Raw genomic sequence first — 13,963 nt, forward strand, 5'->3', positions numbered from 1 at the left:
TTGCGATAAACGTAATGCCGATACGGCAACGTTCACGTCATCCTAGACGATCTGTTGAACACTCAGCTGCAGCCGCTCGTCGCGCCGCAGGTGTCGCACTTCTCGCAGGTGCCGTTGCGGACCATCGTGAAGTTCTGGCATTCCGTGCACATGTTGCCGGTGTAGCCCTGCATGATGGAGCGGGCGCGGCGTTCGGATTCCAGCTTCTTGGCTTCCGTCTTGGCATTGGCAGCTTCGCTTGCTGCATTATCGGTGAAGAGGCCCGTCGCGGATTCGGAGATGACTTCCTCGGCGATCTCTTCGGCCAGTTCCTTCGCACGCTCCTCATAATCGCGCTTGAAGGCGACGACTTCGGAGGTCGAGACCGAGCTTGCTGGCTCCAGCTTGCGGACCGTGTTGCCGGCAAAAGCCGTCACTGTGCCCAGCGAGGCGGCGCGGGCCGGGGCGGCTGATGCGGCGCCCTTGGCTTCGGCTGCCGGACGCTCGCCGCCGGTCGGAACCAGCGTCGGCTTGTAGCCGCGGGTCAGGCCCTTGGAGACGACATCGGCCTTGCCTTCGGAAACACCGCGGCCAAGCGCCGTGTTGTTGAAGTCAGACGTGTCGACATGGGCAAGATCGTGGCGGCCGAGATAGGAGATCGCCAGTTCGCGGAACACGTAGTCGAGGATCGACGTCGCGTTCTTGATGGCGTCATTGCCAGTGACGATGCCGGCCGGCTCGAACTTGGTGAAGGTGAAGGCGTCGACATATTCCTCGAGCGGCACACCGTACTGCAGGCCGAGCGAGACGGAGATCGCGAAGTTGTTGATGAAGGCGCGCAGAGCCGAGCCTTCCTTGTTCATATCCAGGAAGATTTCGCCGAGACGGCCGTCGTCATATTCGCCGGTACGCAGGAAGATGGTGTGACCGCCGATCTTGGCCTTCTGGGTATAGCCCTTGCGGCGGCTCGGCAGCTTTTCCTGCGTGCGCACGACCTTCTCGATCACCCGCTCGACGATCTTTTCCGTGATGGTGACGGCCTGAGCGGCTGCCGGAGCCTGCAGGAATTCCTCCAGCGCATCCTCATCGCCATCGTCCTCGATCAACGATGCGTTCAGCGGCTGGCTGAGCTTGGAGCCGTCGCGATAGAGCGCGTTGGCCTTCAAGCCGAGCTTCCAGGACAGCATGTAGGCATTCTTGCAATCCTCGACGGTCGCCTCGTTCGGCATGTTGATCGTCTTGGAGATAGCGCCCGAGATGAACGGCTGGGCTGCCGCCATCATGCGGATATGGCTCTCGACCGAGAGATAACGCTTGCCGATCTTGCCACAGGGGTTGGCGCAATCGAAGACCGCCAGATGCTCGTTCTTGAGGAACGGAGCGCCTTCCAGCGTCATCGCACCGCAGACATGGATGTTGGCGGCTTCGATATCCTTCTTGGAGAAGCCGAGGTGCTCAAGCAGGTTGAAGCTCATGTCGGCCATCTGCTCGTCGGACACCTTCAGCGTGCCCTTCAGGAAGTCGGCGCCGAGCGTCCACTGGTTGAAGACGAACTTGATGTCAAAGGCGCTCTTCAGCGCAGCATTGACGGCATCGACCTTTTCAGCGGTGAAGCCCTTGGTCTTCAGCGTCGATGGGTTGATGGCGGGAGCCTGGTTCAGGTTGCCGTGACCGACGGCATAGGCCTCGATTTCGGCGATCTGGCTTTCGGAATAGCCGAGCGTGCGCAGGGCTTCCGGAACGGCGCGGTTGATGATCTTAAAGTAGCCGCCGCCGGCGAGCTTCTTGAACTTCACCAGGGCGAAGTCCGGCTCGATGCCGGTCGTGTCGCAATCCATGACGAGGCCGATCGTGCCGGTCGGCGCGATCACGGTTGCCTGTGCGTTGCGGTAGCCGTGCTTTTCGCCGAGTTCCAGCGCCTTGTCCCAGGCCGCCTTGGCGTGGGCAACGAGATCCTGGTCCGGATTGTCGGAATGGATCAGCGCCACCGGATTGACCGACAGGCTCTCATAGCCCGAAGTCTCGCCGTAAGCGGCGCGGCGATGGTTACGGATGACGCGCAGCATGTTTTCGCGGTTCGGCTTGAACATCGGGAAGGTCCCGAGTTCGGACGCCATTTCGGCCGAGGTCGCATAGGCGATGCCGGTCATGATCGCCGTCAGCGAGCCGGCGATGGCGCGGGCTTCGTCCGAGTCGTAGGGAATGCCCGACGACATCAGCAGGCCGCCGATATTGGCGTAGCCGAGGCCGAGCGTGCGGTATTCGTAGGAAAGTTCTGCGATGCGGCGCGAGGGGAACTGCGCCATCATTACGGAGATTTCGAGAACGACGGTCCAGAGGCGGACGGCGTGCTCGTAATCGGCAATGTTGATGCGCTTCGTCGCTGCGTCCTTGAAGGTCATCAGGTTCAGCGAAGCGAGGTTGCAGGCCGTGTCGTCGAGGAACATGTATTCCGAGCACGGATTGGATGCGCGGATCGGGCCGGCAGCCGGGCTGGTGTGCCAGTCGTTCATCGTCGTGTTGAAGTGCAGACCCGGATCGGCCGATGCCCAGGCGGCGTAGGAGATGGACTCCCAGAGGTCGCGAGCCTTCAGCGTCTTGACGACCTTGCCGTCCTTGCGGGCGGTCAGGTTCCAGTCGCCATCATTCTCGACGGCACGCAGGAAGTCGTCCTTGATGGAGACGGAGTTGTTGGAGTTCTGGCCGGATACGGTCAGATAGGCTTCCGAGTCCCAGTCCGTGTCGTAGGTCTTGAATTCCAGATCCTTGTAGCCCTGGCGAGCGAACTGGATGACGCGCTGGACGTAGTTCTCCGGAACCTGATCCTTCTTGGCAGCACGGATCTCGCGCTTCAGGGCAGGGTTCTTGGCCGGGTCGAAGCAATCGTCGTTGTCGCCTTCGCAATTGACCGTCGCCTTCATGATCGCCTTCAGGTGCTTGGCGACGATCTTCGAGCCGGTCACAAGGGCGGCAACCTTCTGCTCCTCCTTGACCTTCCAGTTGATGTAGTCCTCGATATCGGGATGGTCGATGTCGACGACCACCATCTTGGCGGCGCGGCGGGTCGTGCCGCCCGACTTGATAGCGCCGGCAGCGCGGTCACCGATCTTCAGGAAGCTCATGAGGCCGGAAGAACGGCCGCCGCCGGAAAGCTTTTCACCTTCGGCGCGCAACATCGAGAAGTTCGAGCCGGTGCCGGAGCCATACTTGAAGAGGCGGGCTTCGCGAACCCACAGATCCATGATGCCGCCTTCGTTGACGAGATCGTCTTCGACGGACTGAATGAAGCAGGCATGCGGCTGCGGATGCTCATAAGCCGACTTGGACTTGGTGAGCTTGCCGGTGAAGGGGTCGACATAATAGTGGCCCTGGCCGGGGCCGTCGATGCCGTAGGCCCAGTGCATGCCGGTGTTGAACCATTGCGGGGAGTTCGGCGCGACGCGCTGGGTGGCGAGCATATAGGCAAGCTCGTCACGGAAAGCGGAGGCGTCTTCTTCGGACGAGAAATAGCCGCCTTTCCAGCCCCAGTAGGTCCACGTGCCGGCGAGGCGATCGAAGACCTGGCGCGCATCGGTTTCGGAACCGCTCTGCTGATCCTTCGGCACGTCCTTCATGGCCGCATCGTCGGGCACGGAACGCCACAGGAAGGAAGGAACGTCGTTTTCCTCGACCTTCTTCAGCTTGGCAGGCACGCCCGCCTTGCGGAAATATTTCTGCGCCAGAATGTCGGCCGCGACCTGCGAAAACTGCGCGGGTACGTCGATGTTTTCGAGGCGGAACACGATCGAACCGTCAGGATTCTTGATCTCGCTCGTCGCCTTGCGGAATTCGATGTCCGCATAGGGTGACTGGCCGGCCTTCGTAAAACGACGTTCGATGCGCATGGTCCCAATCCTTCATTCGTTGGTGTGCGCCTGCATAAAAACAGGACGCAAAAATTCTCATTCCGGCATCGCGAATTCAACGCGCAGCCAGCTTCCGATCCGCTCTTTGACAGGAGGTGTCACCCGGAGATGTCTTTCCTGTATCTTGTGGTGATGGTGGCTGCAAACACTAAATATAGTATTAACAGCTTATTGCCGCCAGTCCCCGCATGTGTTTTTTCGGCAGCTCGAGATCGACACAAAAATCCTCACGGCGGGCCACCTGCACAGGTGAATCGCCTTGAATCCAAATCCGATTTCGAATTGAGAACCAGTCCTCGTAACCCCGCCTGGTCCAGTCGCCGCCGCAACGTCGTCCATTAACTTTGAAAGACCCGATTCCGTCAAGGGGTGGTTTGTAATGGATTGCTAACCACAATATCTTGTGGGCTCGCCTGTGGAAACTGGGGAAACGTCAGTAGGCTAAGAGATTCAAGAGCTTGAGGAGGGATGCTCGCCCTTCGCGCGACCGTTGGTGCAGCAAGTATCATCACCGGCGGTGTCGAAAGCGACAAAATTGTGACCGTGACCTCGATGCCATTGGCAGCGCGGCAAATTCATGCCGTGTCGCATCATGATTCGCACGGAAAGCCTTGAATCTCACGCTTTCTCGCCTTTGTGACGCCCACTAAATCTAGTGGGCGCCGTAGCGCCCACCTCTATTACCACTATTCGAATCACATTTCGCGACGGCGCATGAATCGTGACTGATTCGCGTGCCGGCAGCGGGAGATCAGCCGCGATGGCCCTTGGCGATCGGCTCCTGATAGGTGAAGCCCATGTCCCAGGGGAAGTAGATCCAGGTGTCCTGGCTGACCTCGGTGATGAAGGTGTCGATCGTGGGAACGCCGGTCGGCTTGGCGTAGACGCAGGCGAAATGCGCCTTGGGCAGCATGGCGCGGACTTCGAGAGCCGTCTTGCCGGTATCGGTGAGATCGTCGATGACAAGGACGCCTTCGCCGCCATTGGCCGACAATTCCGGTGCGATGCCCTTGAGCAGGTTCATTTCACCCTGGCTGGAATAGTCATGATAGGAAGCGACACACACCGTCTCGATCAGCCGGATATTGAGCTCGCGAGAGATGATGGCGGCCGGCACGAGGCCGCCGCGGGTGATGCAGACGATTGCCTTGAATTCACGGTTCAGGCCGGCAAGCCGCCAGGCAAGCGCGCGCGCATCGCGATGGAACTGATCCCAGGATACGGGAAAGGCTTTATCGGGCAGGGACATGGCAGAAAGCTCCGGGGCATGGAATAACGACGCACCGGCAGCGCCGGCGACCCTGAGCAGACCCCGCGGCGGGCGCGGACCAAGAACCAAATCCGGAACGCGATTCGCTTGCTATCTGCCTGAACGGGATCTTATCCGGGAAAGCCTGGGCTTTTCGGGATCATGCCCCTTCGACCGCGCGAACGGTTCCCTGGCGGGAATTCTGTCATCGGTCGCTGCTTTCTGCTGGATTTACGGGCAAAAGGCAATAGCCGCGAAGCGGCCAACCGATGCACATTTGCACCGGTTGACACAGGATTTGAGCTTTCAGCCGCTCAGCGGGCCAGCAGCGTCATTGCTGTCATCGATTGCAGCAGAGTGCGCGTCGTGCCACCGAAGATCATCTGCCATAGCCAGGAATGCGTATAGGCGCCCATAACAAGCAGGTCGATGCTGTCATCCGCCAGGCGGTTTTCGATGACCTGCGACGGCGTCGACTTGCCGCTGCAGGCTGCCGTTTCGAACTTGGCGCGCACGCCGTGGCGCGTCAGCGCCGCGGCTATCCGGACGCCGGTTTCCTTGGACGGATGCGGGTCCTTTTCCGACGTGCTGACGGAAAGGATCTCGACCGAATCCGCAGCCTTGAGGAAGGGCAGGGCGTCGAAGGTGGCGCGGGCCACTTCCTTGGAGCCGTTCCAGGCGATCAGCACGCGGCGGACGGGCTTCGGCTCCTTGAGAATATAGGGGATCAACAGGACCGGCCGGCCGCTGTCGAACAGGAAGGTTTCGACATCGACCTGGGTATCGGCATATTTCGACGGGTCCGGCTGCACGGCCACCAGCAGATCGGCACTGCGGGCACTTTCGATCAGCGGTTCGGTGCCGTAGCCGACCGTACTGGCAAAGCTGTGCCATTCATAGTCGATACCAGCGGCTTCCATCCTTGAGCGGAACACCCGTTCGATTTCGACCGCCTGATTATGGGCGACATCCTGAAGCGCCTGAACCGCAACGGGGTCCGGAATCTCCATCGGCGCCACCAGCGGCACGGTCGAGACGATTTCCGCATGAAGCCCGACGATATGGGCGCCGTGCTCCTTTGCGAGCGCCGCCGAAAACGCGGCAGCGATGCGCGTATTGTCGGGATTATCGAGAACGGTCACTATCGTTTTGTAGGACATGAAGAGATCTCCCATGCGGAAGGGTTGGATCGGATCATGATATCAGCATTCCGCTACAAGATAATGCTCCGAATGGTCTCAGAGTTCCCTGGAAAGTACACACCTTCGTTAAAGGTCAGGCCTCAGCCGACTGATTTTCCTTGGCTTTCGACTGTCGGATGGCTTCGATCATTGCGCGTACTTCCGCTGCGACACTTTCGACTAATTCCGCCGAGCGGCCCCTGACGACGATCTCGGTCGAGAAGAATTGGCCGACATAACGCGGGTAGGAGCCAATGCTGGTATCTGGATGTGCCTTCTGGATAAGGCCGAGCGGCGTGCCGATCTCACCTTCGCCATAAGGGCAGGAAATCGCTGTTGATAGCACCTTTGCGCCGGTCCTTAGCGTCGGTATGACATTGTCGAGCATCGCCTGGAAAACCTGCGGCACTCCGGCCATGACGTAGACGTTGCCGATGTTGAAGCCGGGCGCAGTCGAGACCGGATTGGCGATATGCTTCGATCCCACAGGCATCCGGGCCATGCGCTGGCGAGCCTCGGTGAATTCCATCTCGCGCCGTGCGTACATTTCGCCCATGATCCGCATGGCTTCGGCATCGTGCTCGCAGGGCACGCTAAAAGCCTTGGCGACAGCATCGGCGGTGATATCGTCATGCGTCGGGCCGATGCCGCCTGAGGTGAAGACGTAATCATACTGAGCGCGCAGGGCGTTCAGCGCCGAAACGATCGCCTCCTCATCATCGGCGACGATGCGAACTTCCTTCAGGTCGATGCCGGCCAGCAGCAGCACATCGGCAAGATGGCCGATATTCTTGTCCTTCGTCCGGCCGGAGAGCAGTTCGTCGCCGATGGCCAGCATGGCGGCTGTGACAATGATTTCGTTCGACATGAAGATATCCAGGACAATGCGCAGTCGGCGCGTTCAAAAGTGTTCGAGATAGGTAGCGCTGTTTGCAGCGATTGCAAACGCTCGTTTTCACTCGACCGCAGGTCCCGGCAAATATTGCAAATGAAATTGCGTCTACGCAGGATGAACAGTGCGTTCTGAGCGTGGGGGCTGCGCCCTTGTCGCATCGCTGATACAAGATTCCCCGACATTCAACGCGTCCAACAAACGGGAGACGTTCTTATGGCTAAGGTTCTGGTTCTCTATTATTCTTCCTACGGTCACATCGAGAAGATGGCCTATGCCGTCGCAGAAGGTGCAAAGTCCACCGGCGCCGACGTCACCGTCAAGCGCGTACCGGAACTCGTTCCGGAAGAAGTCGCCAAGGCATCCTACTTCAAGCTCGATCAGGAAGCCCCGATCGCAACCCCGGACGAACTGGCAGACTATGACGCTATCATCGTCGGCGCCGGTACGCGCTTCGGCACGGTCGCCTCGCAGATGCGCAATTTCTGGGATCAGACCGGCGGCCTGTGGTTCGGCGGCAAGCTCGTCGGCAAGGTCGGCTCGGTCTTCACCTCATCCGCGACCCAGCACGGCGGCCAGGAATCCACCATCCTCGGCTTCATTCCGACGCTTCTCCACCACGGCATGGCCGTCGTCGGCCTCCCTTACGCCTTCCAGGGGCAGATGGGCACGGAAGAAGTCAAGGGCGGCTCTCCCTACGGCGCCTCCACCATCACTAACGGCGACGGCTCCCGCCAGCCCTCCGAAATCGAACTGGAAGCAGCAAAGTTCCAGGGCGCGCATGTCGCCAAGATCGCTGCCAAGCTCACGGCCTAATTTGAATTCCACATATTGATTGAAAAAGGCGCGGCGAAAGCTGCGCCTTTTTCACTGGGATTTTGATGAAATTTAATTTTGGTGCGGACGACGGGGGTCGAACCCGTACAGCCAAAGGCCGAGGGATTTTAAGTCCCTTGCGTCTACCAGTTTCGCCACGTCCGCGTGCCTCTCCCCATCAAGCACTTGAGCGATTCAGTCAAGGAAATGTTTTGCAGGAAGGGGCCGATCGGCGTCAGCCTGACATGCTCGGCTCAGCGACCCTTGAGAACGCTGACAAGCGCCGGTGTCACCTTCTTCTGTTGGAACATGGCCTTAAAATCGGCATAGCTGATCTTTCCCGATACCACACCGTTCATCAGTCGCTGACAAAAGAGCCGCTTTGCGTCGCTTCTTTGAGATTTGACGTAGAAAGCGATTTCATCCAGCGTTTCTGGTGGCAGGCGCTGCGACATGCACTTGTCGATGACCTGCGCTCGTGCCGTCGGGCTTTCCTTCATAATGGGGATGTTCTTCTCGAAGCTTTTTTCCTGCGAGGCGCAGGAAGCAAGCACCGCAAGAGTGAAAGCAATTATAGCTGGGCGCATAAGGCGCATGACGATGTTCTCCCCTTGAACAAAACTGGGATAAACAGCTTTCGCGCGATTCTCAATCCTATGTGCAAGTATAAGTTAATGCCAGCATGGATAAGCGAAGCCCGCCGTAGCCGACGATCGGATTTAAGGCGGGCCTCTAACCATCATCATGATGGCTGTGTCATATTGGACGCAGGGGGAGCTTGGCTGTCAATTCACAGATTTAGGGGTTTCGACAGTCAGGGGCATAAATGGTTAATGACTTGTTCGGTGCGGCCAATCTTGCCATTGCAGGACCGAAAGCGCGATAAAGAGGCTTTCTTTGCTCATCTTTCCTGTGTCATAGCGGGGGTGATTGAAGAAGGACGGACAAGCCGTGGACAACCAGACTGTTCTCGAAGCCACAGAGGCCATGCGTGGCCTCTTTCCCGCAACGCCGCTGCAGCTGAACGAGCATCTTTCCGCGCGCTATGGCGCCGACATCTGGCTGAAGCGTGAGGATCTCACACCGGTTCGCTCTTATAAGATCCGCGGCGCCTTCAATTTCTTTCGCAAGGTGATTGCCGAGGGTGGTACGGGAAAGACCTTCGTCTGCGCATCCGCCGGCAATCACGCCCAGGGCTTCGCCTTCGTCTGCCGCCATTTCGGTGTGCCCGGCGTGGTCTACATGCCTGTGACGACGCCGCAGCAGAAGATCGACAAGACCCGTATCTTCGGCGGTGAGTTCATCACCATCAAGCTCTTCGGCGATTTCTTCGATCAATGCTATCAGGCCGCGCGCGATCACGTCGAGAGCATCGACGGCGTCATGGTGCCTCCCTTCGATCATGCCGATATCATCGAGGGGCAGGCGACGGTCGCTGCCGAGATCGCCGAGCAGCTGCCTGATGGCGTTATCCCCGATCACGTCCTTCTTCCCGTCGGCGGTGGTGGCCTAGCTGCCGGGATCACCGGCTATTTTGCCGATAAGCTCCCGCGTGAGGCATTCACCTTCGCCGAGCCGGCCGGAGCGCCGAGCCTGCGCCGCAGCATCGAGGCGGGGCAGGTGGTCACGCTCGCCAAGGTCGATAATTTCGTCGATGGCGCCGCCGTTGGCCGTATCGGCGAACTGAACTTCGCTGCACTCAGGGGCTTTGCGGCCGAGCAGGTCAAGCTTATCGAGGAAAACGCCATCTGCGTCACCATCACCGATATGTTGAATGTGGAAGGTGTCGTACTGGAGCCGGCCGGCGCGCTGGCGATCACGGCGCTGGAAAAGCTCGATCGCGACGCCATCCGCGGCAAGACCATCGTTGCCGTCGTCTCCGGCGGCAACTTCGATTTCGAGCGCCTGCCTGATGTCAAGGAGCGCGCCATGCGCTATGCGGGCTTGAAGAAATACTTCATCCTGCGCCTGGCGCAGCGCCCCGGCGCGCTTCGCGATTTCCTCAACATGCTCGGCCCGGAAGACGACATCGCCCGCTTCGAATATCTGAAGAAGAGCGCCCGCAATTTCGGCTCCATCCTGATCGGCATCGAGACGAAAAATCCGGATAATTTCAAGCAGCTTATCGCCAATTTTGAAAGTTCCGGCATGGGCTACGAGGACATCACCGAAAACGAGATCCTGGCAAACCTGATCATTTGACTTTGCGACCTTGCAACCTTCATGCTAAAGGCGATCCATGGCTTCGTTCTTTTCAAATATCCTTTCGATTTTCACCGGTGGCGCATCGCAGGCTGGCACTGAAAAATCCGGCGGCTCGACTGTTAGCGTCGAACCTCAGGTACATGCCGGCTGCACGATCTATGCGACGCCGCAGCGCGAGGGCAATCAGTTCCGCCTCATGGGCCGGATTGAGAAGGATGTAAATGGTGAGATCCTGGTGCGCAATTTCATCCGCGCCGATGTCTTCACCTCGTCCGATGATGCCGTGGAATCGACCTTCCGCAAGGGCCAGCAGATCATCGACCAGAATGGCGCCGGCCTCTTCGGCGACAGCGAAAAGGTTCGCCAGGTCTGAAGCAGCCAAACTCCTTTAACATGCATCAGACGCAAGGCCGCCTCTGCATCTGCTTTGGCGGCCCATAACACTCATTGAAAATTGATGGCTGATAATTCGCAGGCTTCAAGCCGCGCGGAATATCTTCGCGCCGGACGGAGCGTGGATCGCGCCGCCATCGACGGTGATTTCGATGGCCGTCACGTTGGCGGAATCATCGGAGGCGAAATAGAGCGCGGCCTTGGCGATTTCGTCGGCTTCGCTCATGCGGCCGAGCGGGCTGAGGCTGCCGAAGCGGGCCTGCAGCGCATCCAGAGCCTCCGGCGTGCTGGCGCGGGGCTCCCAGATCGGGGTCTTGGTGGCGCCGGGTGTAACTTGGTTGACACGGATGCCGCGGGGCGCCAGTTCGGAGGCGAGATTGCGTGTCATGGCGCGAACGGCGCCCTTCGTGCCGGCATAGGCCGAAGCGCCGGGAATGCCGAGAACGGCATGGACGGAGCCGTTCAGGATCACGGAACCGCCGTCGTTCAGATATGGCAGGGCGGCCTGTACGGTAAAGAAGACGCCGGTAAAATTGACGCGAACGATGGTTTCAAACTGCTCAAGCGTCGTTTTGCCGAGCGGCGTATCCCCGGCAATACCGGCATTGGCAAAGACCACATCAAATTTCCCAAGCTTCTCCGCAGCCTCGGCAAAGGCCTTTTCCATGGCCGGGATATCGGTGGTGTCGGCCTGCAAGGCCAGCACGCCGCCGCCGAGCTGTTCGGCTGCTGCAGCCAGTGTCTTGGCATTGCGGCCTGTTATCGCGACCTTCGCGCCTTCGGCGAGGAAGAGGCGGGCAGTGGCGAGGCCAATGCCGCTGTTTCCACCGGTGATGACGGCAACCTTGTTCTTGAGACGCATGTTCGTAGCTCCTGTTGGCTTTTGTCACGATCTGGATTATGATCGTTATCTATAAGGATTATGAGCGTAATCCATTTTGTCAAGCCAGGCATGAAAGGATTTTCGATGGGCCGCTCACAATTGGAAAAGCAGAAGACGCACGAACGCATCGTGACGCTCGCCGCCAAGCGTTTGCGTGAGGAGGGATTGGAAGGGATAGGTGTCGCCGACCTGATGAAGGAGGCGGGGCTTACCGTTGGCGGCTTCTACAAGCATTTCGCCTCGCGCGACGAACTGGTCGCGGAAGCCGTGAAATCGGCGATCGGGTCGTGGCGGCGACAGCAGGAGGAAAAGGGGACCGATCCCGAAAGCATCTCGCTCGACGAGTATGTCGATACCTATCTCAGCGAGCGTCACCGCGATCATTGCGGCGAGGGCTGCGCCTATGCCGCGCTGACGGCGGATATGGCGCGCAGCAGCGATGCGGTCCGCACCGTCGCGACGGATGGCCTGCGAAGGAATTTCGATGCCATGACGGCGCGCATGCCGAAGCCGGAGACAGCCGAAGCCAGGCGCAAGGCGATCATCGCCTCCTGCCTGTTAACCGGAGCCCTCGGCCTCGCGCGCGTGGCGAATGACGAGGCGTTTTCCAATGAAATTCTGGAGACCGTGAGGTCGTTCGTGAAGGAGTTGCCACAGGCGGAATAGCAAAGCGGCCGGCTGATGCCGGCCGCCTGTCAATGCCTGGAGGCTGCAGTCGATTAAGCGGCGAGAGCCAGCTCCGAGGCGCGGGCCTGGGCGGCACCGACGGCCTTTTCGGCAGCTTCCGGACCAAAAGCAACGCCTTCGATGTAAACGGTCTCGACATCGGTGATGCCGATGAAGCCGAGAACCGACTTCAGGTAGGGAACGGCATGGTTCAGCGGGGCAGCCGGGCCTTCGGAGTAGACGCCGCCGGAAGCGAGCACGATATAGGCCTTCTTACCGGTCGCCAGACCCTTCGGGCCGGTTTCCGTGTAGGTGAAGGTGCGGCCGGCGCGAGCGATGTTGTCGATCCAGGTCTTCAGCGAGGAATAGATATTGAAGTTGATGAGGCCGGTGCCGATAACAAGCGTGTCGGCTGCCAGCAACTCGTCGACGAGTGCGTCGGAAACCTTGACCAGTTCCTGCTGCTCGGGCGTGCGGGCGTCGGCCGGCGTGCGGATGGCGGCGGTGAAGGGGCCATCGATATGCGGCAGGTTGTCGGCAGCGAGGTCGCGCTTGACGAGCGTCTTGCCCGGGTTGTTGGCCTTGATCTTCTCGGCCAGTTCGGTGGCGATCTTCGTGGAGAGCGAGTCCGGACGCGGGCTGGAGGTCAGAAGCAGAATGGAGGACATATCCGTTTTCCTTTTCAATGAGTTGCTAAATCGGCTGGGAGAGTCCGATCACGTTCGCCTCCATAAATAAGTCGTCAGTGCTATCGAGAAAAACTGTGATAATATGGATCGGAATTATCGATAGAATGGATGGCAGATGCTCCCCAATCCCACCCTCGACCAATTGCAGGTCTTTCTGACCGTCGCCGAGTCAGGCAGCTTCTCGGCCGCTTCACGAATGCTCAACCGCGCTCAGTCGGTCATCAGTTACACGATTGCCAATCTGGAGGCTCAGCTCGAAATGCCGCTGTTCGAGCGCTCCGGCTCGCGCCAGCCGAAGTTGACGGATGCGGGCAGGGTAATGCTGGAGGATGCCCGCCGCATTCTTTCCGATCTGCAGGTAATGCGCGCACGCGTGAAGGGCTTGAAGAGCGGCCTTGAGGCGGAGGTGGCTGTTGCCATCAGCGTCATGGTGCCGGTGCATGCCACGGTCGATGTGCTGCGGGAATTTCGCGATCGCTTCCCTTATGTTTCCCTGCGCCTCGACACCGGCGAACTTGGTTCGATGCTGGAGCTGGTTGCCAGCGGCAAGTCGACCATCGGTATCGGCGGCTCGGTGTTGAAGCAGGATGATGCCCTGGTTATCGAGCGCATCGGACATTCCTTCATGATGCCAGTTGCCGCTCCGACGCATCCGCTCGCTCTGCTGGGGCGGCCGCTGACGCTGGCCGATGTGCGCGAAGAAGTGCAACTGGTTGTCACCGACGCATCAAATCTCACCAATGGCAAGGATTTCAACGTCCTGTCCTACAAGATCTGGCATCTCAGCGATATCGCCACCAAGCATCAGCTGATCCGCGGTGGTCTTGGCTGGGGCGGCCTGCCGGCCTCGTTCATCATGGAGGATCTGCAGAAGGGACGGCTGGTGCCTTTGGCTCTCGATGCCTACGACCAGAGTGAATATCCGCTCTATGCCATCCGTAAGGTGGACAATCCCCCTGGTCCTGCGGCTGCCTGGATGATCGAGGCTTTCCGTGATCGTCTGTCGCGATGCCCGAATCAGGAGGACTTCAAGTCCGCTGTCGAGATGTTCCATCCGGGAGACAAGCGCCTGGCGGCGGAGTGAAAAAGTCCTCTCCCCAAACGA

12 protein-coding genes and 1 tRNA gene are annotated in these 13,963 nt (G+C 59.4%); 5 read left to right on the forward strand and 8 right to left on the reverse strand.

Features of this window, described 5'->3' with window-relative positions:
• Positions 1-62: 62 nt before the first annotated feature.
• The 4 genes from AC13RC_RS05005 to AC13RC_RS05020 all read right to left on the reverse strand — a co-directional run bounded on the left by AC13RC_RS05005 (position 63) and on the right by AC13RC_RS05020 (position 7,182).
• A complete protein-coding gene (locus AC13RC_RS05005) occupies positions 63-3,863 on the reverse strand; it encodes a vitamin B12-dependent ribonucleotide reductase (RefSeq protein ID WP_488556623.1) in 3,801 nt (1,266 codons plus the stop codon).
• 772 nt (positions 3,864-4,635) lie between these two features.
• Positions 4,636-5,133, reverse strand: a complete 498-nt coding sequence (gene gpt / locus AC13RC_RS05010) for a xanthine phosphoribosyltransferase (protein WP_183812243.1) — start codon at positions 5,131-5,133, stop codon at positions 4,636-4,638.
• Positions 5,134-5,447: 314 nt separating this feature from the next.
• Entirely contained in the window at positions 5,448-6,293 is an 846-nt protein-coding gene (locus AC13RC_RS05015) for a universal stress protein (RefSeq protein ID WP_152094249.1), read from the reverse strand.
• Positions 6,294-6,408: 115 nt separating this feature from the next.
• The gene (locus AC13RC_RS05020) at positions 6,409-7,182 is read right to left on the reverse strand and encodes a competence/damage-inducible protein A (protein ID WP_152094248.1); all 774 of its coding nucleotides are present in this window, start codon (positions 7,180-7,182) and stop codon (positions 6,409-6,411) included.
• Positions 7,183-7,422: 240 nt separating this feature from the next.
• Between AC13RC_RS05020 and wrbA the strand changes: the two genes are divergently transcribed.
• A complete protein-coding gene (gene wrbA, locus AC13RC_RS05025) occupies positions 7,423-8,022 on the forward strand; it encodes an NAD(P)H:quinone oxidoreductase type IV (protein ID WP_152094247.1) in 600 nt (199 codons plus the stop codon).
• 79 nt (positions 8,023-8,101) lie between these two features.
• On the opposite strand, the gene AC13RC_RS05030 is transcribed toward wrbA, so the two are convergent.
• Both AC13RC_RS05030 and AC13RC_RS05035 read right to left on the reverse strand, forming a co-directional pair.
• A tRNA-Leu gene (locus AC13RC_RS05030) sits at positions 8,102-8,187 on the reverse strand.
• Positions 8,188-8,276: 89 nt separating this feature from the next.
• A complete protein-coding gene (locus AC13RC_RS05035; protein WP_069611935.1) occupies positions 8,277-8,618 on the reverse strand; it encodes a hypothetical protein in 342 nt (113 codons plus the stop codon).
• 391 nt (positions 8,619-9,009) lie between these two features.
• Here AC13RC_RS05035 and ilvA point away from each other — a divergent pair, with 391 nt between their 5' ends.
• A complete protein-coding gene (gene ilvA / locus AC13RC_RS05040; RefSeq protein WP_488556758.1) occupies positions 9,010-10,224 on the forward strand; it encodes a threonine ammonia-lyase in 1,215 nt (404 codons plus the stop codon).
• Between the two features lie 37 nt (positions 10,225-10,261).
• Positions 10,262-10,600, forward strand: coding sequence for an HlyU family transcriptional regulator (locus AC13RC_RS05045; RefSeq protein WP_488556624.1), 339 nt, complete (start codon positions 10,262-10,264; stop codon positions 10,598-10,600).
• A gap of 105 nt (positions 10,601-10,705) precedes the next feature.
• On the opposite strand, the gene AC13RC_RS05050 is transcribed toward AC13RC_RS05045, so the two are convergent.
• Entirely contained in the window at positions 10,706-11,482 is a 777-nt protein-coding gene (locus AC13RC_RS05050; RefSeq protein ID WP_488556625.1) for an SDR family NAD(P)-dependent oxidoreductase, read from the reverse strand.
• Positions 11,483-11,587: 105 nt separating this feature from the next.
• On the opposite strand from AC13RC_RS05050, the gene AC13RC_RS05055 reads away from it, so the two are divergent.
• Positions 11,588-12,169 carry a TetR/AcrR family transcriptional regulator gene (locus tag AC13RC_RS05055; RefSeq protein WP_488556626.1) on the forward strand — a complete coding sequence of 194 codons (582 nt, stop codon included), beginning with the start codon at positions 11,588-11,590 and terminating at the stop codon, positions 12,167-12,169.
• Between the two features lie 53 nt (positions 12,170-12,222).
• Here AC13RC_RS05055 and AC13RC_RS05060 read toward each other — a convergent pair whose 3' ends face one another.
• Positions 12,223-12,837 (reverse strand): FMN-dependent NADH-azoreductase, encoded by a 615-nt coding sequence (locus AC13RC_RS05060; RefSeq protein ID WP_113333514.1) that lies wholly within the window; start codon positions 12,835-12,837, stop codon positions 12,223-12,225.
• A gap of 136 nt (positions 12,838-12,973) precedes the next feature.
• On the opposite strand from AC13RC_RS05060, the gene AC13RC_RS05065 reads away from it, so the two are divergent.
• On the forward strand, positions 12,974-13,942 hold the full coding sequence (locus tag AC13RC_RS05065; protein WP_113333513.1) for a LysR family transcriptional regulator: 969 nt from the start codon (positions 12,974-12,976) through the stop codon (positions 13,940-13,942).
• Positions 13,943-13,963 lie beyond the last annotated feature (21 nt).

This window comes from Martinezella sp. CNPSo 3890, from assembly GCF_057784455.1.